The sequence below is a fragment of the Sphingobacterium cellulitidis genome, from assembly GCF_043187465.1.
GTDB lineage: Bacteria > Bacteroidota > Bacteroidia > Sphingobacteriales > Sphingobacteriaceae > Sphingobacterium > Sphingobacterium cellulitidis.
In genome coordinates this window covers 349,892-371,267 of the sequence record NZ_CP171136.1, presented here as the reverse complement: position 1 = coordinate 371,267, position 21,376 = coordinate 349,892, and the positions used below count along the sequence as shown (strand labels likewise).

The 21,376-nt window shown below is 37.5% G+C and carries 23 protein-coding genes and 3 tRNA genes; 24 read left to right on the top strand and 2 right to left on the bottom strand.

Annotated features, from left to right (window positions below; genetic code table 11):
* Positions 1–59: 59 nt before the first annotated feature.
* The 15 genes from ACF3OC_RS01655 (at position 60) to ACF3OC_RS01585 (ending at position 14,124) form a co-directional block, all read left to right on the top strand.
* Entirely contained in the window at positions 60–437 is a 378-nt protein-coding gene (locus tag ACF3OC_RS01655) for a YtxH domain-containing protein (RefSeq protein WP_094255680.1), read from the top strand.
* Positions 438–490: 53 nt separating this feature from the next.
* Entirely contained in the window at positions 491–1,150 is a 660-nt protein-coding gene (locus ACF3OC_RS01650; protein WP_094255682.1) for a heme exporter protein CcmB, read from the top strand.
* A 12-nt stretch (positions 1,151–1,162) separates the two neighbouring features.
* Positions 1,163–1,825 carry a cytochrome c biogenesis protein gene (gene ccsA, locus ACF3OC_RS01645; RefSeq protein ID WP_094255683.1) on the top strand — a complete coding sequence of 221 codons (663 nt, stop codon included), beginning with the start codon at positions 1,163–1,165 and terminating at the stop codon, positions 1,823–1,825.
* Between the two features lies 1 nt (position 1,826).
* Entirely contained in the window at positions 1,827–2,030 is a 204-nt protein-coding gene (locus ACF3OC_RS01640) for a CcmD family protein (RefSeq protein ID WP_094280316.1), read from the top strand.
* 13 nt (positions 2,031–2,043) lie between these two features.
* Positions 2,044–3,027, top strand: coding sequence for a DUF6427 family protein (locus ACF3OC_RS01635; RefSeq protein ID WP_094280317.1), 984 nt, complete (start codon positions 2,044–2,046; stop codon positions 3,025–3,027).
* A gap of 185 nt (positions 3,028–3,212) precedes the next feature.
* A complete protein-coding gene (locus tag ACF3OC_RS01630) occupies positions 3,213–4,544 on the top strand; it encodes a hypothetical protein (RefSeq protein ID WP_144043680.1) in 1,332 nt (443 codons plus the stop codon).
* Between the two features lie 3 nt (positions 4,545–4,547).
* Positions 4,548–5,147, top strand: a complete 600-nt coding sequence (lptC, locus tag ACF3OC_RS01625) for an LPS export ABC transporter periplasmic protein LptC (protein WP_094255690.1) — start codon at positions 4,548–4,550, stop codon at positions 5,145–5,147.
* 149 nt (positions 5,148–5,296) lie between these two features.
* Positions 5,297–7,396, top strand: coding sequence for a SurA N-terminal domain-containing protein (locus ACF3OC_RS01620; RefSeq protein WP_094280319.1), 2,100 nt, complete (start codon positions 5,297–5,299; stop codon positions 7,394–7,396).
* Positions 7,397–7,461: 65 nt separating this feature from the next.
* Positions 7,462–7,977 (top strand): DUF2480 family protein, encoded by a 516-nt coding sequence (locus ACF3OC_RS01615; RefSeq protein ID WP_179221433.1) that lies wholly within the window; start codon positions 7,462–7,464, stop codon positions 7,975–7,977.
* 30 nt (positions 7,978–8,007) lie between these two features.
* A complete protein-coding gene (locus ACF3OC_RS01610) occupies positions 8,008–8,799 on the top strand; it encodes a DUF3108 domain-containing protein (protein ID WP_094255693.1) in 792 nt (263 codons plus the stop codon).
* Positions 8,800–8,802: 3 nt separating this feature from the next.
* A complete protein-coding gene (locus ACF3OC_RS01605) occupies positions 8,803–9,369 on the top strand; it encodes a DUF3109 family protein (RefSeq protein WP_094255695.1) in 567 nt (188 codons plus the stop codon).
* A gap of 53 nt (positions 9,370–9,422) precedes the next feature.
* Positions 9,423–10,397 carry a polyprenyl synthetase family protein gene (locus ACF3OC_RS01600; protein ID WP_094255697.1) on the top strand — a complete coding sequence of 325 codons (975 nt, stop codon included), beginning with the start codon at positions 9,423–9,425 and terminating at the stop codon, positions 10,395–10,397.
* 3 nt (positions 10,398–10,400) lie between these two features.
* Positions 10,401–11,456: a TerC family protein gene (locus ACF3OC_RS01595; RefSeq protein ID WP_094255699.1), complete on the top strand. Its 1,056-nt coding sequence runs from the start codon at positions 10,401–10,403 to the stop codon at positions 11,454–11,456.
* A gap of 146 nt (positions 11,457–11,602) precedes the next feature.
* Positions 11,603–12,784, top strand: coding sequence for an aminopeptidase C (locus tag ACF3OC_RS01590; protein WP_094255701.1), 1,182 nt, complete (start codon positions 11,603–11,605; stop codon positions 12,782–12,784).
* A gap of 104 nt (positions 12,785–12,888) precedes the next feature.
* Positions 12,889–14,124: a thioredoxin fold domain-containing protein gene (locus tag ACF3OC_RS01585; protein WP_256962503.1), complete on the top strand. Its 1,236-nt coding sequence runs from the start codon at positions 12,889–12,891 to the stop codon at positions 14,122–14,124.
* 114 nt (positions 14,125–14,238) lie between these two features.
* Here the strand turns inward: ACF3OC_RS01585 and ACF3OC_RS01580 are convergent, their stop codons facing one another.
* Positions 14,239–16,383, bottom strand: a complete 2,145-nt coding sequence (locus ACF3OC_RS01580) for a prolyl oligopeptidase family protein (RefSeq protein ID WP_392471629.1) — start codon at positions 16,381–16,383, stop codon at positions 14,239–14,241.
* A gap of 100 nt (positions 16,384–16,483) precedes the next feature.
* On the opposite strand from ACF3OC_RS01580, the gene ACF3OC_RS01575 reads away from it, so the two are divergent.
* From ACF3OC_RS01575 to ACF3OC_RS01545, 7 genes are all read left to right on the top strand, one after another.
* Positions 16,484–17,239 (top strand): UDP-2,3-diacylglucosamine diphosphatase, encoded by a 756-nt coding sequence (locus ACF3OC_RS01575; RefSeq protein ID WP_094281078.1) that lies wholly within the window; start codon positions 16,484–16,486, stop codon positions 17,237–17,239.
* Entirely contained in the window at positions 17,221–17,784 is a 564-nt protein-coding gene (locus ACF3OC_RS01570) for a Crp/Fnr family transcriptional regulator (RefSeq protein ID WP_094257724.1), read from the top strand. Before ACF3OC_RS01575 ends, ACF3OC_RS01570 begins: the two co-directional genes overlap by 19 nt.
* Positions 17,785–17,854: 70 nt before the next feature.
* Positions 17,855–18,184, top strand: a complete 330-nt coding sequence (locus tag ACF3OC_RS01565; protein WP_094257723.1) for a multidrug efflux SMR transporter — start codon at positions 17,855–17,857, stop codon at positions 18,182–18,184.
* 90 nt (positions 18,185–18,274) lie between these two features.
* Positions 18,275–19,348 (top strand): peptide chain release factor 1, encoded by a 1,074-nt coding sequence (gene prfA / locus ACF3OC_RS01560; protein WP_094257722.1) that lies wholly within the window; start codon positions 18,275–18,277, stop codon positions 19,346–19,348.
* Positions 19,349–19,421: 73 nt separating this feature from the next.
* A tRNA-Asp gene (locus ACF3OC_RS01555) sits at positions 19,422–19,495 on the top strand.
* A gap of 52 nt (positions 19,496–19,547) precedes the next feature.
* Positions 19,548–19,621 (top strand) — tRNA-Asp (locus ACF3OC_RS01550).
* Between the two features lie 51 nt (positions 19,622–19,672).
* Positions 19,673–19,749: transfer RNA gene (locus tag ACF3OC_RS01545), tRNA-Asp, on the top strand.
* A gap of 51 nt (positions 19,750–19,800) precedes the next feature.
* Here ACF3OC_RS01545 and ACF3OC_RS01540 read toward each other — a convergent pair.
* On the bottom strand, positions 19,801–20,028 hold the full coding sequence (locus ACF3OC_RS01540; protein ID WP_094257721.1) for a (4Fe-4S)-binding protein: 228 nt from the start codon (positions 20,026–20,028) through the stop codon (positions 19,801–19,803).
* Positions 20,029–20,209: 181 nt separating this feature from the next.
* Here ACF3OC_RS01540 and ACF3OC_RS01535 point away from each other — a divergent pair, with 181 nt between their 5' ends.
* Entirely contained in the window at positions 20,210–20,569 is a 360-nt protein-coding gene (locus tag ACF3OC_RS01535; protein ID WP_094257720.1) for a DUF4870 domain-containing protein, read from the top strand.
* A gap of 215 nt (positions 20,570–20,784) precedes the next feature.
* A complete protein-coding gene (locus ACF3OC_RS01530) occupies positions 20,785–21,369 on the top strand; it encodes an RNA polymerase sigma factor (protein ID WP_094281074.1) in 585 nt (194 codons plus the stop codon).
* The last annotated feature ends 7 nt before the right edge of the window (positions 21,370–21,376 follow it).

Genomic DNA, 21,376 nt, shown 5'->3' with positions numbered 1-21,376 from the left:
ATACCTTGTTTATCATTAACAGAACATATTAGACTAAATAGGATAAAAAAAATAGAATCATGGAAAAAAATAGAAACGGATTAGTGGCATTTGCCTTATTAGGTTTAGCAGTTGGTACTGCAGCATACTACTTATTGGGAACAGAGGACGGAAAGAAACAATTAGATCGTGCGAACGATGGAATAAAGAGTTTAACGAAATCAATTAAAGATTTATCTAAGAAAGAGGCAAAACGCGCTCAGAAATTAGCGAAATCAGCGAAAGAAGATTTAGAAAATTTAAAAGACCGTGCAAAAAATGCGGGTCGTGATGCCTTGGACAGAGCTTCATCAAAAGCGAACGAATGGGCAGGAAAAGCTTCAGATGCGGCACATAATCTAGCGAACAAAGCTGAGGATGCGGCAGATAAAGCAAAATCTGAAATTAAAAACGCTTAATTCTAGCGTTATCCTATACCTGCTCAGCAGATTGATTTGTATCTTTGCAGGACATGAATCTGATTGAGCAAGTAAAAACATTAATATATAAAGATGTTGTTTTAGAGTGGCGTTCAAAATATGCCATCAATAGCATCTTACTTTATGTGGTATCCACAGTATTTGTATGTTATCAATCATTCAAATCTGTGGATACTGTTGTTTGGAATACCTTATTCTGGATCATATTATTATTTGCATCGATCAATGCGATGAGTCGTAGTTTTATTCAAGAAACCGGCAACCGCCATTTATATTATTATTCCATCGTCAGTCCGAAAGCCATCATTCTTGCCAAGATCATTTACAATTCGTTAGTGATGATTTTGATGACAGGGATAGCTTTTATCGTTTACAACCTTATTTTCAAGACCGAGATAGGTAATTTACCAGTTTATTTGCTGAGTATATTTTTGGGGAGTATCTCCTTTGCGAGTGTATTTACGATGATTGCAGGTATTAGTGCCAAGGCTGGGAACAATAGCACGATAATGGCGATATTGAGTTTTCCGGTTATCATTCCCCTGCTGATCATCTTGATCAAACTTTCCAGAACCGCCTTAATGGGTGGCTTTTTAGCTGGCAGTTGGCCTGATATTGCTGTTTTATTGGCAATTAATGTCGTTACAATTGCTATTTCTTTGCTCTTATTTCCTTACCTTTGGCGAGATTGATTTTTTGTTCTTATGAGAAAGAGTTGGTGGAAAATATTAGCGGTAGTCATGGTTGCCAGTACCGTTGTAGCGGGACTCCTTGGCCCGGTTCCCAGATTATCTATTTTAAATGAAACTATTCGTAATGTTTATTTCCATGTTCCGATGTGGTTTACGATGATGGTTTTATATTTAATATCCCTTATTTACAGTATAAAATATTTAAATACAGGCAAGCGCGAGTATGATTTTTTCGCGGTAGAGGCTGTTAATACCGGTATTTTATTTTGTGCATGTGGATTGTTAACGGGTATGCTTTGGGCGAACATCACCTGGGGAGCACCATGGACCAATGACCCACAATTGAATGGGGCGGCGATTGCCACATTGATGTATCTAGCCTACTTAGTATTACGCAATGCGATGGAGGAAGAGCAGAAGCGCGCGAAAATCTCTGCGATCTACAATATATTTGCTTTCCCGATCATGATTGTCTTGATATACATCTTACCAAAGATGAATGACTCATTGCATCCTGGAAGTGGAGGAAATTCAACTTTTGGGGATTTAGATATGGACCATTATATGCGCCCAGTATTTTATACGGCCGTTATAGGATGGATTTTAATCGGTTGTTGGATTGCTAGCCTTCGTTACCGTATTCGTTTAATTGAAGATAAAAGAAATAGTTTTTAAGATGAGAAATTTCCTATTGTCCCTATTGGCCTTATTCGTAAGTCTAACGGTAAGTGCCCAAGAAAATGTACAAATGGCAGATGGCCTACGTGCAGAAGGAAAAATCTATGTTGTGGTAGCAGTTATGTTGGTTATTTTCATCAGCGTAGCATTGTATTTATTCAGCATAGATAAGAAAGTAAAAAAACTAGAAAAAGATAAATAAGGAATAGGCCTCTATGTTAATTAACCAACATCGAACACTTTCGGGATTGAATGTATTCCTGGTTATCTTTGTTGGTACTCTATTATGCTTAGGGGTATTCTTTCATTTACCGGAAAAACTGACTCCAGTTTTATTTGAACCCGGATTGGATCGATTAGTTGGTATTCGATTAGGATCTAATTTTTCACCATCTTCCAATGTGTTGATCACTTTGATCCTGACCATTATTCAGGCATTTGCCTTAAATCGGGTCGTCAATCATTATAACTTATTAGGTAAACCCAGCTTTTTAACGGCCTTAATGTTTATGACATTGGTCAGTTTATTTATTCCTTTTCTGGTTTTATCACCCACCCTTATTTGTAATTTCATCACCATTTGGATGCTTCAAAAGCTCTTCAATATCTATAAACATGTAGATATTAAGGGAATCATGTTTGATCTAGGCTTATTGGTCGCCTTGGGAAGCTTGATTTATTTTCCATTCATCGTGATGTTATTGCTGATTTGGTCAAGCTTGGTCATCTTCAGGGCCTTTTATTGGCGCGAATGGATCACTCCATTATTGGGAGTCATTACGGTGTACTTTCTATTGGCAGTGGCCTATTTTTGGTTGGAGCGGATGGACGAGTTTTATCAGATTTTTCTTCCATTTACTTACGCTTTTCCAACCAAATTAAACATGGATGTCCATGATTACTTTGTTTTGATACCGATAATGATTGCGATTGTAGGCTTCTTATTTATCCTTAAAGACAATTTCTTTAAGAGCGTGGTTCAGATAAGAAAGAGCTTTCAGTTATTATTCATTATGCTTTTATTGATTTTTGGTTCATTTTATCTGAATCAAGATAGATCCATTAATCATTTTCTACTTTGCGTTCCACCATTATCGATTTACCTGGCTTACTTTTTTACACATGCCAAAATAAAATGGTTTTACGAAACGCTCTATTTAATAATATTATCTACAATAATCTATTTTCAGTTTTTCTAAACATCTGTCCAATAGTTGTTTAACCTTTTTTAACAACTAAAAAGCTTGTGATATTTAAAAAATAGATAGTTTTGTAGCAAAAATTCAGATAAAACAGCCATCATATAGGATTTAAGTTCATCGAATAAACAAGGATATAAATTGGGAATCGATGGAGAATATTTCCACTTAAAAAGTCAGAACAGTTGAAACTATTTTACTCTCATACGTCAATACTTATTTTATTAGGAATAAGTTCACTATTACTTTCAAGTACGCGGTCTTATGGTCAATCCTCGACTTCGCATTCGCCCTATTCCCAATTTGGTCTAGGCCAGATGCGTGAAGATTTGTTACCACAGACTCGTAGTATGGGAGGGATTTCTTCTGGAGTTAGGTTTCAGGGGGGATTACCGATATTGAATATTGCCAACCCGGCAACCTATTCTGCCTTCAACAGAACGATTTTAGATGCTGGATTATATGGCAATATGACGCAGTTGCAGAAAAACAACTTAACGGACCATACTGCAGACTTTGCATTCAGCCATTTTGCGTTTGGATTCACCTTAAACAAAAATAATGGGCCAAAATTAGGGGGTATTTCCTTTGGTTTGATGCCTTATTCAGATGTTGGCTACAACATTTCTGCGGATAGAAACATCAACAATACACCCTACCAGACGAAATTAATCGGAGAAGGCGGTTTGAATAAAGCCTATTTTGGTTATGGTGTTTCTCCATTCAAAAACTTCAGTATTGGTGGTAATATAGGTTTCCTGTTTGGGAACTTATATGATAAATCCATCATTGATTTTCCAGCAGGCTACAGTTTCTATAACACGACAAAAACCGATACCAGAAGAGTAACCGGAATTGTGTATGATTATGGAGCACAATATTTTATTCCACTAGGAAACAGAAAAAATATCACCATAGGTTATTCAGGATCATTGGATAATTCGGTTAGAAGCAAGGTATCGACCATTGTAACTCGTTCACAAAGTTCTGGATTGGATATCACGGAGCAAGTTCCAATCGACACGTCGTATTCAGATATCCTTTCCAATCGCAAGATAAATTTACCATTACGTCATAATGTAGGATTTACATTTAGCAAAGGCGTAAATTGGATGGTTGGAGCAGATTTCAAATATGCAGATTGGTCCAAATATCAAGTTCGCCAAGGCGAAGAACCCCTAGGTAAGAACATGGGGATTGCAGTAGGTGGTCAGATAAAACCAGATCCTACCTCTTTAAATTATTTAAAAGTCATTGATTACCGTTTAGGTTTCAGATACAACAAAACCCATATGACCGTTAACCAGCAACGTATCAACGATATGGCAGTGACGGTTGGTTTGGGATTACCATTGCCTGAGACAGGGTTTGGAAGAACCTTTTCGAATGTGAATATTTCGGCTGAATTTGGACAACAAGGCACTACCCAAAGTAATCTGGTTCGTGAGCGTTATATCAATATTAACCTGGGCTTCACCATCAATGATGCTTGGTTTATCAGAAGAAGTTACGATTAAGCGATGCGTATTGCAGAATTTAAAATATCGAGAGTATTGCCCCTAACAATTGTTTTGCTAGGGGCAATCTTGTCAATTGCCTGTGAAAACGACATCAAGGATATTGACCGATTAGCCAACATCCAGAAGGAAGAGGCGGTTGATATTTCCAAAGATGTGACGGTGATATACAGTGATTCAGCCAAGGTAAAGGCGGAATTAAAAGCACCTGAGATGCGTGTATATCATGATAGTACCGGAAATTATGAATTCAAAAAGGGAGTACAGATTATTTTCTTTGACGACCAAGCAAAAGAAATGCAAAGAGTGACCTCGGAGTATGCCCTACAAAAACATCTTGAGGGATTAACCGAGTTCCGAAAGAATGTAGTGATTACCAAAGTAGATGGGACGGTGATTAAGACGGAGGAATTAATCTACGATGAAAAGAACAAGAAGTATTATGGTAGCCAGCCTATTACAGCGGAATATAATGATGGTCGGACATCAGCCCAAGGAACCTCTTTTACGGCGGATGCGGATTTCAATGATATTCGATTTATGAATGGTACGGCGATTCATTATTCAACTTCAGACTCCCAGATCCCTTCATTTGGAAACTAGCAGAAATTGAATGCTTTGGCCTAAAAAAAATTGAAATCTGGTAAATATAAATTTTTACCATATTTTTTTATAAAAGTTGTATCTTGCGCCTTGTTTTAAAGAAAAAACAAATTAATTAAAATATTAGCATAAAATTATAGAATATCGTTATGGGATTAATGACCTCTTTGCGAAACCGTGCGGGCTTAGTCATTTTCGTGATTGGTTTAGCAATTGTTGCATTTTTATTAGGTGATGCCATCAATGTTGGTACCCCATTTTGGCAAAGAAACCAAAATGAGGTTGGAAGTATCAATGGAGAAGGTATAGATTATCAAAGCTTCAATCAACAAGTTGACCAAGCTAGCCAAATGTATCAACAACAAATGGGTGGTGCATCGTCACCACAAATGCGTGGATTTGCAGTTCAACAAGTTTGGAACCAATTTTTAACACAAAACCTATTAAATCAAGAAATTGAAAAATTAGGTCTTCAAGTAGGCAAGGAAGAATTGAATAGTTTACTATTCGGCAATAACCCTTCGCCTCAAATTGTACAAGCCTTCACAAACCCTCAGACAGGACAGTTTGATAAAAACTATTTATCAGCAGTTATTGAGCAAGCCAAAACAAACCCTGAGATGAATGCTCAATGGGAAGGTTTATTACAGAATGTTAGAAACGAACGTCTAAATCAAAAATACACCAACCTAATCAATAACAGCATTTATACGACTTCTTTGGAGGCTGAATATGATTATAATTCACGTAATAAACTAGCTAACTTCAAATATGTGATGTTGGATTATGCTTCAGTAAAGGATTCTGAGATCAAATTGACTGATGCAGATTACAAGGAGTATTACGACAAGAACAAGAACGCATTCAAAAACCCAGAAGAGGTTCGTACCTTGGAATATGTGTTATTTGATGCGAAACCAAATGCTGCAGACACTGCATTAGTATTAGGTGAGGTTCAAAAATTAAAAACAGAATTACAAAATTCGACGAATGATTCAAGTTTTGTAACGATCAATTCTGAGAACAAATATCCAGTTCGTTATTATTCAAAAGGTCAGTTGAGCCCAGCATTAGATTCAGTTGCATTCAATAGTGCAGCAGGAACAGTTGTAGGTCCTTATTTGACGCAAAATGTATATGAAATTGCAAAAGTAATTTCAGTTAAGAACAGTCCGGACTCAGTAAATGCTAGTCATATTTTAATCAACCCAGCGACAGAAGGTGGCGTTGATAAAGCGATGGCGAAAGCAGATTCAATCAAGAACTTAATTCTAGGAGGAGCTAATTTTGCAGCATTGGCAGTAGAATTCAGTGCAGACCCTAACAGCAAGAACAACGCTGGAGAATTAGGAACATTAACTCGCGGAAATATTCCTGAGTTAGATGAGGTTTTATTTGATGGTAAAGCTGGCGATGTAAAAGTTGTTTCTACAAACTTCGGAGTTCACGTTGTAAAAGTAAATAGACAAGTAGGTAACTCGACGATTGCGAAATTAGCGATTGTAGATAAGAGCATAAACTCAGGAAAAGCGACAACGGATGCAGCATATGCAAAAGCAAATCAATTTTTCACTGCCGCAAACAAGAGCAATTTCAACGATATTGCTAAACAACAAAACGTTGAAATCTTAAAGAATGATCGTACAGTTGCGATGGACAATATGTTAGCTGGCGTTGAAGTACCTAGAGAATTAGTTCGTTGGGCATTTGAGGCTGAGAATGGTGAAGTAAGTGATAAGATTTATGAAAGTACAGATAACTTTATCGTTGCTCGAGTAACCAATATCCAACCAAAAGGAATTCAGCCAATGGAGTCAGTTAAGACATTAATTGAGCCGGTTGTTAAGAATTTGGTAAAAGCACGTATGTTGAAAGAGAAAATGAACAATGCTTTATCGGGAGCAAATTCCCTTGATCAAGTAGGTCAAAAATTAGGCAAGAATGTTCAGACTGTAGACAATGTAGTTTTGGCGAATCCAGTTATTCCAGGAGTTGCAGTAGAAAATGCTGTAGTAGGAACGGTATTTGGATTACAACCAAACAAGCCATCTAAGTCAATTGAAGGTAAGCAAGGTGTATATGCTGTTCAAGTAACAGGTTTTGTAAACCCTAAAGCTTTAGCTGGAGAGGAATTAACCGCACAACAAAAACAAATCACAGAATCAAAATCTCAGCGTTCATGGGGAACTATTTTAAAAGCCCTACAGGACAATGCTAAGATTGTTGACAATCGTATTAAATTCTATTAACATAGAATTCGTTAAATTTGCAGCTGGATGACAATAGTTATCCAGCTTTTTTTATTTTTATAGAAATGGACATTCAAGAGAACATAGTTAACAAGGTTGCGCAGAGTGGATTGATTACGATTGATCTAGCGGAACATGCGCCAAAGACAGCCATTGAGATATACGATATCAAGGAAAATTTATTCCATGGATTGATCTTAAAAGAAAAAGATTTCAGGGAATTCATCAAAACCCATGATTGGTCGCAGTATAAGGACAAACATATAGGCATTATTTGCTCAGCTGATGCGATTGTTCCTACCTGGGCCTATATGCTGTTATCGACAAAGTTGGTGGATTACGCCTTATCCATCCATTTTGGGGATGAAGATTATGTCCGCAAGACATTATTTGATCATGCACTATCCAGCTTAGATTACAGTCAATATCAGGATCAGAGGATCGTAGTGAAGGGATGTGGAGATATTCCAGTTCCTGAGTCTGCCTTTGTTACTTTTACGACCCAATTAAGCAAGGTTGCCAAAAGTGTTATGTATGGTGAGCCCTGTTCAACTGTTCCAGTATTCAAGCGAAAATCTTAAACTTTCCGATATAATTGCTGTCAAACCCATATGAAAAGAACAATTTCATTAATCATTTTTAGTGTTTTCCTAATGACTAGCGTCCTGGGACAAGCACTTCCCTATTTAAAAGATCCGACATTTAAACCCGGCGAGGTATTAAAGTATAAGCTTAGATATGGTTTTATTTCAGCAGCTACCGGTACCTTATCTGTTCAGGAGTCAAAATATAGTTTTGGAGTGAATGATGCGATACATTTATCAGCATTTGGCCAGACTTCAGGGGCATTTTCGAAATTCTACACCGTAAAGAATCAATATGATTCCTATATAGACCAATCGAATTTCTTACCGATTTTGTATACTGAAAACATTCGTGAGAACAATTATCGTCGTGTAGAATATGCCACCTTTGACCATAAGACCAAGAAGGTAAAGGGTAAAAAAGGAACATTTACCAGTCCAACCCAGCAGACCTTTGACTTGGTTTCGGCCTATTATTTTTCAAGAAATCTGGATTTCTCCAATTTAAAATCGGGGGATAAATTCAAGATTACCTATTTTTTGAATGACGAGGTAGCGCAGTTGGGTGTTGAGTATATTGGAGTTGAGAAAGTGAAATCGGTACTAGGGGAATTAGAATGTATCAAGCTAAGTCCTGAAATTTCTCCGGGAAGAATTTTTAAAAAGAGCAGTCGTTTGTATCTTTGGGTCACCAATGATGGTAATCGGATTCCTGTAAAGGCTCAGGTTGAGATTTTGATTGGTTCGGTGACGATGGATTTGGTGAGTGCTGATGGGTTAAAATACCCATTGGGCAAGCGAGTAAGTTATTCAAAATAAGAAATGATAGAAGTAGGAAATGTCCTTGTTCATGAGGACATCATCAACAATGATTTTGTATGCAACCTTAGCAAATGTAAAGGTGTTTGTTGTATCGAGGGTGATGCTGGCGCACCACTTACAGAGGCTGAGACAAAAATATTAGCGGATATTTATCCCAAAGTGAAGCCTTATCTAACAGAGGCTGGCATCAAGGCGATTGAGGAGCAAGGAACCTCGGTTGTTGATGCTGATGGTGATTTGACGACCACCTGTGTTGGTGGGAATAAAGAATGTGCTTATGTCACTTGGGAGAATGGCATTACAAAATGCGGCATTGAAAAAGCCTATGAAATGGGCGATGTTCAATGGAAGAAACCTATTTCTTGTCATCTCTACCCTATCCGCGCGACACACTATCCTGAGTTTGATGTCTTGCATTATGACCGTTGGTATATCTGCAAGGATGCCTGTAGTTTTGGTCAAGAGCTTAAAATTCCAGTTTATAAGTTCTTGAAAGACCCATTAATTCGTGAATATGGCGAAGAATGGTATGCACAGCTTGAAAATACCTTAGCTTCTAAAGCATAATTTTAGTATTTTTATTGCGATTCAGTTTCATCTGAAGGTCTTATACCCACTACATGTTAACATTAGACGAAATACAACTTCCTATAAAAGAACATCTCAAGCGCTTTGAAAAGACCTTCAAAGCATCCATGCAGAGTTCTGCTCCCTTATTAGATCGTATTACCCGGTATATAATAAAGCAAAAGGGCAAACAGATGCGTCCGATGTTTGTTTTCTTTTCAGCTGGACTCAGCGGAGGGATTACAGAGTCGACCTATCGGGGTGCTTCATTGGTTGAATTGCTCCATACGGCATCATTAGTACATGATGATGTGGTGGATAATTCCAATGAGCGTCGAGGTTTTTTCTCGATCAATGCACTTTGGAAGAATAAGGTTGCTGTATTAGTAGGAGACTTTTTATTATCCAAAGGGTTATTACTTTCTGTAAAGCATAAGGAGCATGATTTATTAAGATTAGCTTCCGAAGCAGTTGAGCAAATGAGTGAGGGTGAATTATTACAGATTGAGAAAGCTAGGCACCTAGACATCGAGGAATCCATTTATTACGATATTATACGCAAGAAAACGGCATCGTTAATAGCATCATGTTGTGCAATTGGCGCTTCATCAGCAGGAGCCGATGAAGAAACGATTGAAAAGCTTAGATTATTTGGGGAGAAGGTTGGTATTGCTTTTCAAATCAAGGATGATTTATTTGATTTTGGGTTAGATGATGTTGGAAAGCCAGTAGGTAACGATATCAAGGAGAAGAAAATGACCTTACCTTTAATTTATGCATTAACGGTAGTTGATAAGAGCCAAAAGCGTAAAATCATTAATTTGGTAAAGAATCATAATGAAGATTCCCAGAAAGTGGCCGAAGTGATAAATTTTGTCAAAATCAACGGTGGATTAGATTATGCAACTAAACAAATGCTGAAATATCAACAAGAAGCTTTTGATATTTTAGATACCATTTCAAATGGTGGAGAATATAAAGCAGGATTAGAACAATTAGTACGTTACACTACAGAAAGAAAGAAATAGAATATGAGCCACGAAGCACTTTTTATGATCGGATTTATAATTTTTATAATTCTGATGTTAGCAATAGATTTAGGTCTATTTTCCAAAAGTGACAAACCAGTATCCTTAAAAGTTGCAGCCATCATGAGTGCCATTTGGGTAACCTTTGCCTTATTGTTTGGTTTGCTATTATATTATTGGGGTAACGAACTCCACAATGTTCATGATCTAGCTCGACTCAAGGAAGTTGTCGCCAAGCATATGCATAATATTGTGATCAATGAAAATGATCTGGCGGCAAGTTTACAGATTTACAATAAGAACTTGACCTTGGAGTATCTAACGGGTTATGTGGTAGAATATGCGCTATCAGTAGATAATATCTTTGTGATGGTGCTTCTATTCAGTTCCTTTGGTATCCCTGAGAAATACTATCATAAGGTCTTAGTTTGGGGTATTTTAGGAGCCATTATTATGCGTTGTATCTTTATTTTCGTAGGTGCAGCCTTGATTACGAAGTTTGGTTGGATTCTATATTTATTTGGAGCCTTCTTAGTCTTTACAGGATTCAACATGTATATCAACCGGAATAAAGAAGAGGAAGTTGACCCGGAGAACCATCCCGTTGTAAAGTTTGCTTCGAAACACTTCAAGGTAACTCATAAATTGGATCAAGGTAGATTTTTCCATATTGAGAATGGTGAAAAGTATATGACTCCATTATTTTTGGTGTTATTAGTGATTGAGTTTACGGATTTAATTTTTGCGGTAGACTCTATACCTGCTATCTTTTCAGTAACGAAGGATCCATATATTGTATTCTTTTCCAATATTTTTGCTATCCTGGGACTTAGATCTATGTTCTTCTTATTGATTAACATTATACATAAATTCCATTACCTAAAAGTAGGTTTAGCATTTTTATTAATCTTTATAGGATTGAAGATGCTACTTCACAGCTATTTAAAAGAATGGGGCTTTACAACCACGCACTCCCTAATCGTGATTGTCGGCATATTGGCCTTAAGTATCATTGCATCTTTGGCCTTTCCGAAGAAACAAGATTTTGATAAAGCCTAAAAAATATAAGAACGGGTTGCTAAAAATTAGCAACCCGTTTTGTTTATCCCAAAGAAAGGAATTTGTGCTAATAATTTTACAAATTCCTCCCCTGTTGATAGCTAATTATTGATAAATTCGTGCACATTAAAAATAAAACAAATCTTATGAATTGGAGTAAATCTATTCTAATTGCAGCGGCGTTTTTTGCTGCTACACAAGTACAAGCCCAAGACAATTTAATAAATGCCCTAAAAGGAAATGCGAGTGACAACAGCAAGGAAGGGTTTAAGTTCACCGAGGTTATCAATTTAGGCAGAACTTCTATCAAGGATCAAGGATCTTCGGGTACCTGCTGGTCCTATTCAGGAAACTCCTTTTTGGAGTCAGAGATGATCCGTATGGGAAAAGATCCGGTTGAGATTTCTCAATTATACACGGCTCGCAACACGTATGTTGAAAAAGCGAAGAACTTCGTAAGATTACATGGAGATCAAGCCCAAGGTGATGGTGGACAATTACACGATGTATTGACCATCTTTAGAAAATATGGTGCCGTTCCTTATGATGTTTATACTGGCTTACCAGATGGTCAAACCAGAAATAATTTCAGCGAAATGAGTCCCATCCTACAATCGATTACAGAGAGTGTAGCGAAGAGCAAGAAGCCAACGAAAAACTGGCTAAAAGCATTCACAGGAGCAATGGATTCCTATTTAGGTGAAGTTCCTGAGAATTTCCAATACAAAGGAAAAAGCTATACGCCAAGAACATTTGCTGATCAAGTTATCGGGATCAACCCAGATGACTATGTTGGAATTTCCTCATTCAATGAACATGCTTATTACAAGCCCTTTGTTTTATTAATTCCAGACAACTGGTCATTTGAGAGTTTCTACAATGTTAAAATGAATGACTTAACCGACATTATTGACAAAGCCTTAGACAAAGGATTTACGGTAGCATGGGCGACAGATGTTTCTGAGAAGACATTTAGTTGGAAAAACGGGGTTGCTTTCGTTCCAGAGAAACCAATTGAAAAAATGAACAAGGAAGAAGTTGATCAATTATTCAATGGTCCAAAACCAGAGGCTAACATTACAGAAGACCAAAGACAAGAGGCTTTTGATAATTATGAGACTACAGATGATCACGGAATGCACATTGTAGGTAAAGTGAAGGATCAGAACGGAAAAGAATATTATATCGTAAAGAACTCATGGGGTGTATCGAATGATTACCAAGGTTATTTATATGCGACGAAAGAATTTGTTAAATACAAAACAATTTCTTTATTGGTTCATAAGAAAGCATTGGAAAAAAACATGCAAAAGCTATTAGGTATTTAGTCCTAGATAAAATTTTATAAAGTCCCGACAAATAAATCGGGACTTTTTCATTTTATTAATTATCTTAGTCTACTAATTATACAGTAGGTAAATAAACACTGATTATGAAAAAGCTAATTTTATTATTATTCACGATTCCTTTCTTAGCGATTGGCCAAGAAAAGGGAATTTCATTTGAGCACAACACGACCTGGGCCAAAGTAAAGGCGAAAGCAAAAGCGGAGAAGAAGCATATCTTCGTGGATGCCTTTACGACTTGGTGTGGACCATGTAAGTGGATGGCTGCCAATGTATTTCCGCAAGAACATGTAGGGACATTCTTTAATGAGAATTTTGTAAACTTAAAAATTCAGATGGATGAGACTGCGGAAGATAATGCGGATGTTAAATCATGGCGAGAAGAAGCGAAGCGTTTTGCGAAGGATTATAAAATTGCGGCTTATCCAACCTTTTTGATTTTTGATCCAAATGGCGAGTTGGTACATCGTATTGTGGGTGGTGGAGAAGCGGATCAATTTATTGCATTAGCAAAAGAAGGTCTTGATCCAAATACACAATATGAGACATTAGTAAAGAAATTCAATGCTAATCCTACTGATAAGGCGATTGCAAGATCGACTGCAAAGGCTGCCGTTAAGGCATACGATCGCGATCTAACAGCTAAAGCATTAGAAAGTGTGATTAACAATTCCACAGCAGATGAATTATTGGAGAATGAGACATTAAAATTGGTAAGTCAAAATATTGGTAAACCGGGTTCGAAAGCATTCAGCACCATACTTGCTAACAAAGAAAAAGTTGACGCAAAATTAGGTGCTGGAAAAACAGATGAACTTCTTTCAGTTTCCATTATCAATTCAGAGATCGCTCCAGTAGTGATGAAATCTGAGGAAGATATTTTGGATCAGACTGTTGCTGAAGTAAGCAAGAAATATCCTAATGTTTCCTTAACAAATTCAATTGCGAGCTTCAAACCAAACTTCTACGCGAGGAGAAAAAATTGGCCAGCATTCCGTGATGCCGTTCAAGCATTTATCAATATTGATCCTTCAAAGGTAAATTCTAGTCAATTAAACTCATTTGCATGGGCAATTTTTGAAAACTGTGATGATCCTTCCTGTGTAGAATCTGCATTAGCATGGAGTAAAAAATCATTGGAATCAGAAAATAATCCTGCATTAATAGATACTTATGCAAACCTATTGCATAAAGTTGGAAAGACCAAAGAGGCTATCGAATGGCAAGAAAAAGCAATTGCCATGGTTGATGATGCTAGTAAAGCTGAATATCAGGAAACCTTAGAGAAAATGAAAAAAGGTGAACCTACTTGGGTGAAGTAGTATTTAGTATTTAGTATTTAGTATTTAGTATTTAGTATTTAGTATTTGTAATAATCAATAATATAAAAAGGGAAGGCTCGATGATTATCGAGCCTTCCCTTTTTATATTATTGATTATTTGACTTCTTTATATCCAAGTTTCATGTTTTGGAACATAAATGCCCATTTATCAGTTTGTTCAGCAATGACCATTGCAGTTGACTTTCCGGCACCGTGTCCAGCTTTGGTATCAATTCTAATCAGAACTGGGTTGGTCCCTTTATTATATTCTTGCAACCTAGCTGCGAATTTGAATGAATGGGCAGGTACTACCCTATCGTCGTGATCAGCAGTAGAAACCATGGTTGCTGGATAATCCACTCCTGGTTTTAAGGCATGATAAGGCGAATATTTCAAAAGGTAATTAAACATTTCAGCATTATCGTCTGCTGTACCATAATCAAAAGCCCAACCAGCACCAGCAGTAAATTTATGATAACGTAACATGTCCAAAACACCAACAGCAGGGAAAGCTACTTTATAAAGTTCTGGTCTTTGGGTCATACAAGCTCCCACCAATAAACCACCATTAGATCCACCAGAAATTGCAAGCTTATCAGAAGAGGTATATTTTTCGCTGATCAAGTACTCAGCAGCAGCGATGAAGTCATCGAATACATTCTGTTTTTTCAATTTTGTTCCAGCCAAGTGCCAATTTTCGCCATATTCACCACCTCCTCGCAAATTAGCTACAGCATATACACCGCCTTGTTCAAGGAGAATGACATTGCTAACACTGAAAGATGGGGTCAACGAAATATTAAAACCTCCATAACCATACAACATGGTAGGATTTGTTCCATCTAGTTTGATTCCCTTTTTATAAGTGATTATCATAGGGACCTTCGTTCCATCTTTGGAAGTATAGAATACCTGTTTGGATTCATATTTGGTCGGATCAAATTGTACCTCGGGTTTTCTGTAGATTTCCGATTTACCTGAAGCGATATCATATTTGTATATGGTTCCCGGGTTGACATAATTGGTGAAGGAATAGTACAATTCCTTTTCATCTTTTTTAGCTCCAAACCCACCGGCAGAACCTACTCCTGGCAATTCGATTTCATGTTCAAATTTTCCGTTGCGATCATATTGTTTTACCTGTGAAGTTGCATCCTTCAAATAAGTCGCAAAGATTTTTCCACCGCCTAATGAAGGGCTCAATACCTGTTCCGTTTCAGGGATCACATCCTTCCAGGTATCTACGGTAGGTTTTGCGATGTTGGTTTCAACGATTCTTCCGTTTGGTGCATTCAATTCGGTATATACAATTAGCCTATCAGCATCATTATCCAATACATAATGGTTTTTATCCATATTATCTACCATGGTAATAAATGCCGACTGCGGGTTTGAAAGGTCTTTAATATAAAGCTCATTCCCGGAGGTCGAATTAGCTGCCGTCACAATTAAGAAACGTTCATCTTCAGTCAAGCCAGCGCTAATATATCTTCTTGGCTTTTGAGGCCCTCCAAAGATCAATTCATCTGTATTTTGAGCTGTATTCAATTTATGGAAGAATAGTTTATGCTGATCCGTCATAGCAGACAAGGCAGATCCTTCCTTCGGTTTATCATAAGAACTATAATAAATACCCTCATTTCCACGCCAAGACATCCCGCTGAATTTAACATTCATAAGGGTATCACCAACGATTGATTTGTCCTCTGCCTTTAGGATAATGACTTTAGTCCAGTCGGAGCCACCTTCTGAGATTTGATAGGCCAGTAAAGATCCATCTTTACTAAAGGATAGTCCTGCCAAAGAGGTTGTACCATCGGAAGATAATTTATTAGGGTCTAAGAACACTTCTTCTTTTCCGTCCTCCCCTTTTTTACGATAGAGAACACTTTGATTTTGGAGTCCGTCATTTTTATAGAAATAGATATAATCACCTTCTTTAAAAGGAGCAGAGACCTTTTCATAGTTCCAAAGATGTTCGAGTCGTTTTCGGATATTTTCTCGGAAAGGGATCTGGCTGAGGTAATCTTCGGTCACTTCATTTTCGGCGGTTACCCAATTTTTGGTTTCAGAAGAAAGGTCATCTTCAAGCCAACGATAAGGGTCTTCGACATCAGTTCCGAAGAAATTGTCTTTTTGTTCAATTTTAGTGCTTTTTGGATAAGGTTTCACGCTAATATCTGCTTTAGAATCAATAACATTTTCATGTTGACATGCGGTCAGTCCGACTGCGAGCAAGCCAATACTTACATATTTCATCATTTGTTTATACGATTAGTCCTATTACAAAACTAATGAAATAATTTGCTTGGAGGGAACATCTTGATAATCCGTAATTATTATGCTAGTTTTGACCTGAATGAGCCCAGGCAACAAAATATATTTTGCATCCGATTTCCACTTAGGTTCCTATCCGATGGATCAATCCAAGTTTAGGGAACAACATATTATTTCATGGTTGGACTATATCAAAAAGGATGCTGCGGAGTTATATTTAGTTGGGGATATTTTTGATTTTTGGTTTGAATACAGTACGGTAGTTCCGAAAGGTTATATCCGATTTTTAGGGAAACTAGCAGAATTAGCTGATTTAGGCATAAAGATAACCTTATTTAAGGGCAACCATGACATGTGGATGTTTGGGTATTTGCAGGAGGAATTAAAAGCGGAAATCATTTCAAATGAGAAGGTCCTGGAATTAAATGGGAAGAGTTTCTATATCCATCATGGTGATGGTCTTGGTCCAGGGGATGCTAAATATAAGTTCTTAAAAAAGATCTTCCGGAGTTCATTCTGCCAATGGTTATTTGCGCGGTTACATCCAAATTTAGGGATTGGCATTGCCCAAAGATGGTCAAAACATAGTCGGATTTCCAATAATGCGGAGGAGCAATTTTTGGGAGAGGAAAACGAATGGCTCATCGTGTATGCTAAGGAAGTCCTGGAAAAGAAGCATTACGATTATTTTATTTTTGGACACCGGCATTTGCCTTATGATGTTCAATTAAAAGATAATTGTCGTATCATCAATTTGGGAGAATGGATCAATTACCATACCTATGCCGTATGGGATGGTCAAGAAGTTAAACTTGAAAAATGGAATTCAGAGAAATAGCCAATTCTATCCAACCTTTAAACGATGACCAATTTTCCTTATTGGAAGGCATCACAGAGCTTATTGAAGTTCCGAAGAACCACACTTTAATTTATTCCGATAAAACGAGTCCCTATATCTATTTCCAGAAAGAAGGAATCTGTAGGATCTATTACCATAAAGAGGAGAAGGAGATCATTTTAGGATTTACATTTCCCGGGGAGGTATTAATATCCTTGAATAGCTATATTCATCAAAAACCGGGCTACGAAACCATCCAAACCTTAGAAAAATCCAGTGTTTACCGAATTCATACCTTAAAGTTATTGGCTTTATATGAAAGTCATACGATGATCAGCAATTGGGGTCGACGCTTAGCGGAGTTGGAGGCCTTGAAGATTGAGGAGCGATTAATGCTACGTTTGTTCAAGTCATCCCATGAGAGTTATGAGGAGCTATTAAAAAAGGCTCCAAATATCACGAACCGAATCAAGTTGGGGTATATAGCCTCCTATTTAGGGATTTCTCAAGTCACGTTGAGCCGGATTCGGGGGATAAAAAAGTAAATTTTTAACAATTGTAAAAAGGAGTTGTTAAAATAAGCTAGACCTTTGTGCCTTTAAAAAATTAATCATAATGAATTGGATAATATTAGTAATTGGTGGTTTATTTGAGGTTGCCTTTACCTACTGTATTGGACGTGCGAAAGACGCTACGGGAATGGAAATGTACCTTTGGTATCTAGGATTCTTAATCAGCGTAACGATTAGTATGGGGTTATTGATCAAAGCGACCAGTACACTACCATTAGGTACGGCCTATGCCGTTTGGTCAGGAATTGGGGCTGTTGGAACCGTTTTAATGGGTATTTTCTTTTTCAAAGAACCGACAGATTTTTGGCGTATCTTCTTTATTATCACTTTAATTGGGTCAATTGTCGGATTAAAAGCAGTTTCTTCGCATTAGTATCTTTAAAAGCGCATAAAAATCTTTATTTTTGTCGATTAATTACTGTGACTGGGCGACTTATGCCCTACAGTAAACAAGATGTAATTTATGTTAGAGAAACTACAAGCCATAAAAGAGCGCTGGGAAGAGGTTGAAAGAGAGTTAAGTAATCCAGATACCATCAGCGACATGAAACGTTTTGCAAAATTGAACAAGGAATATAAAGACTTGGGCAAAATTGTAGAGCAATACCATATTTACAAAAATATGGTCAGTAATATAGATACCAACAAGGATATCCTTGCCAATGAGAAGGATCAGGAATTGCGAGAGATGGCGAAGGAAGAGTTGGATATTTTATATACCGAGAAGGAAGAGAAGGAGGAGGAGATTCGATTGATGCTTATTCCGAAGGATCCTGAGGATGCTAAGAATGCAATAATTGAGATCCGTGGAGGAACTGGTGGGGATGAGGCAGCATTATTTGCTGGGGATTTATACCGTATGTATACCCGCTTCTTTGAGACCAAGGGTTGGAGAAATGAGGTTATGGACGTTACTGAAGGTACTTCAGGAGGCTATAAAGAGGTGATTTTGAAGGTTATTGGTGAGGATGTTTATGGTCAATTAAAGTATGAGTCAGGGGTTCACCGTGTACAACGGGTTCCAGATACAGAGACACAAGGTCGAGTTCACACCTCAGCGGCTTCGGTAGCGGTATTACCAGAGGCGGAGGAAGTAGACGTTGAATTAAACCCAGGCGATATCGAGATGCAGACTTCGAGATCTGGTGGTGCAGGTGGTCAGAACGTGAACAAAGTAGAGACTAAGGTTCAATTGACGCATAAGCCATCGGGCATTGTAGTGGTTTGTCAGGTTGAGCGTTCTCAATTAGCGAACCGTGAGTTGGCGATGGAGATGCTTCGAAACAAGCTATATGAGTTAGAGGTTCAGAAAAAGCATGGGGATGTTGCTGCGAAACGTAAGACGATGGTATCAACGGGTGACCGTTCGGCGAAAATACGTACCTATAATTATCCACAAGGTCGTGTTACGGAGCATCGCATCGGATTGACGATGTATAATCTTCCTGCGATTATGGATGGTGATATTCAGGACATTATAGACGCATTGCAATTTGCGGAGAATGCGGAAAAGATGAAAGAAGGCACTGTAGAGTAAGATTTTTCAAAAATATATTAGCGAATATAGAAATAAACACTATATTTGCACACCTTCTAAAAAGAAGGGAAAAGGTCTGGTAGTTCAGCTGGTTAGAATACATGCCTGTCACGCATGGGGTCGCGGGTTCGAGTCCCGTCCAGACCGCTAGCAAAAGAGAAGCGAAGCTTCGAGCGTTCTTTTTTTTTAAGAAATTTTAGGTCTGGTAGTTCAGCTGGTTAGAATACATGCCTGTCACGCATGGGGTCGCGGGTTCGAGTCCCGTCCAGACCGCTAAAATTAAATTGAAGCTTGTCTTCTATTTGTTCTTAATTTTATTTTTTTGGTCTGGTAGTTCAGCTGGTTAGAATACATGCCTGTCACGCATGGGGTCGCGGGTTCGAGTCCCGTCCAGACCGCCAAAAAAGATTAAACCCTTGAAAAATATTTTTCAAGGGTTTTTTTATGCTTTATTATTTTTGATGCAATTCATATTGTAGCGCACCGGAAGGGCATCTATCAATTTGATTGATTAGTTCTTGGGTTGTAGCGAACTCAGGTTTAACCCAAGGTCGGTCAGCAGGGTCATATACCTTTGGCAAGGTATTGATACAAACTGCGGAATGGATGCATTTCTTAGGTCTCCATAAAACGGTGATTTCACCATTCGGATGGTTATAACGGACAATTTTTTCTTCCATAAATATCTTTCCTCCTTTAAGGATGAAACAGTCTTAAAGCGGATTTTGTTTCCAAAAACAAATAGCAAATTAAGGGAATGAAGGTTTATTCAATGAAAACCGAAAAAATATTGTAAGAGGAAGAATTAGCGAAAATTAGAATAATTATATTATTTTTAGTATAAATTATAACCTCTATTTTATGGAAAACTCACACACTCCTATTGAAAATGGCGATAACGGCAGTATCAATGATGGAAAAAACATTGCTATTATAGCGTATTTAACAATCATTGGTCTCATAATTGCCTTTGTATTGAATAATGAAAAGCGGAATGATTTTGCGACATTTCATATCCGTCAATCCTTGGGGATATTCTTGACTTTATTTGTTGCTGGATTATTTCGATATATCCCATTTATAGGATGGGTTTTATCACTTGTTGTCGTTATTGGGATGGCTATATTGTGGATCATTGGGATTATCAATGCAGCCAACGGGAATAAGAAGCCAGTACCATTTTTGGGTGAATATTACAACAATCTATTTTCTGGGATTTAATAATTTCGGATTACTGTGACCAAGGACACCCTCCAGTAGGAAGGTGTTTTTTATTTATAGGGGTTGACTAGTAGAGGTAGATTTTAAAATATTTCAATAGATTAGAAAATGGATTGATATTCCATAAAAATTCTCTTACGTTTGGAATCGAAATCACAAATAAGAAAAATTTTAACAATTCTTGGGTTACTATTTGAAAATTAGGGTATTAATAAGTGAGTAAAATAAGGCAAATATTACCAAAAGGCCGGGAGGACAAGGAATTACTGGAAGGTTTACGCAAAGGAGACAATACAGCGATATCCTACATCTATAAGACCTGTTATCCTTCGGTATCCCATCTGATCACTGGCAATCAGGGGCGAGAAGAGGAGGCCAAGGATATTTTTCAGGAGGCTGTTATGGTTTTATATGACAAAGTTACTCATGAGAATTTCGAGCTCAGCAGTAAAATAAGTACGTTCCTATATGCCGTTTGTAGGCGGTTGTGGTTAAAGCAGCTAAACAAAAGGGAGAACAGCTTAGGAACATCGGACTCTGACGGATTGGAAATAGCGGATGTGGAGAGTGATATCCAAGTTCATTTAGATAAGGAGGATGAGTTTTCCAAGATGGATTCAGCAATGCATCAACTTGGGGAGCCCTGTCAAACCATCCTTAAAGATTTTTACATACGGAATAAGTCGATGAATGAAATCTGTGAGAAGTTTGGTTATACGAATACTGATAACGCGAAGACTCAGAAATATAAATGTTTACAACGATTGAAAAAGCTATTTTTTGATCAAAAATCTGATTAGTAGAAGT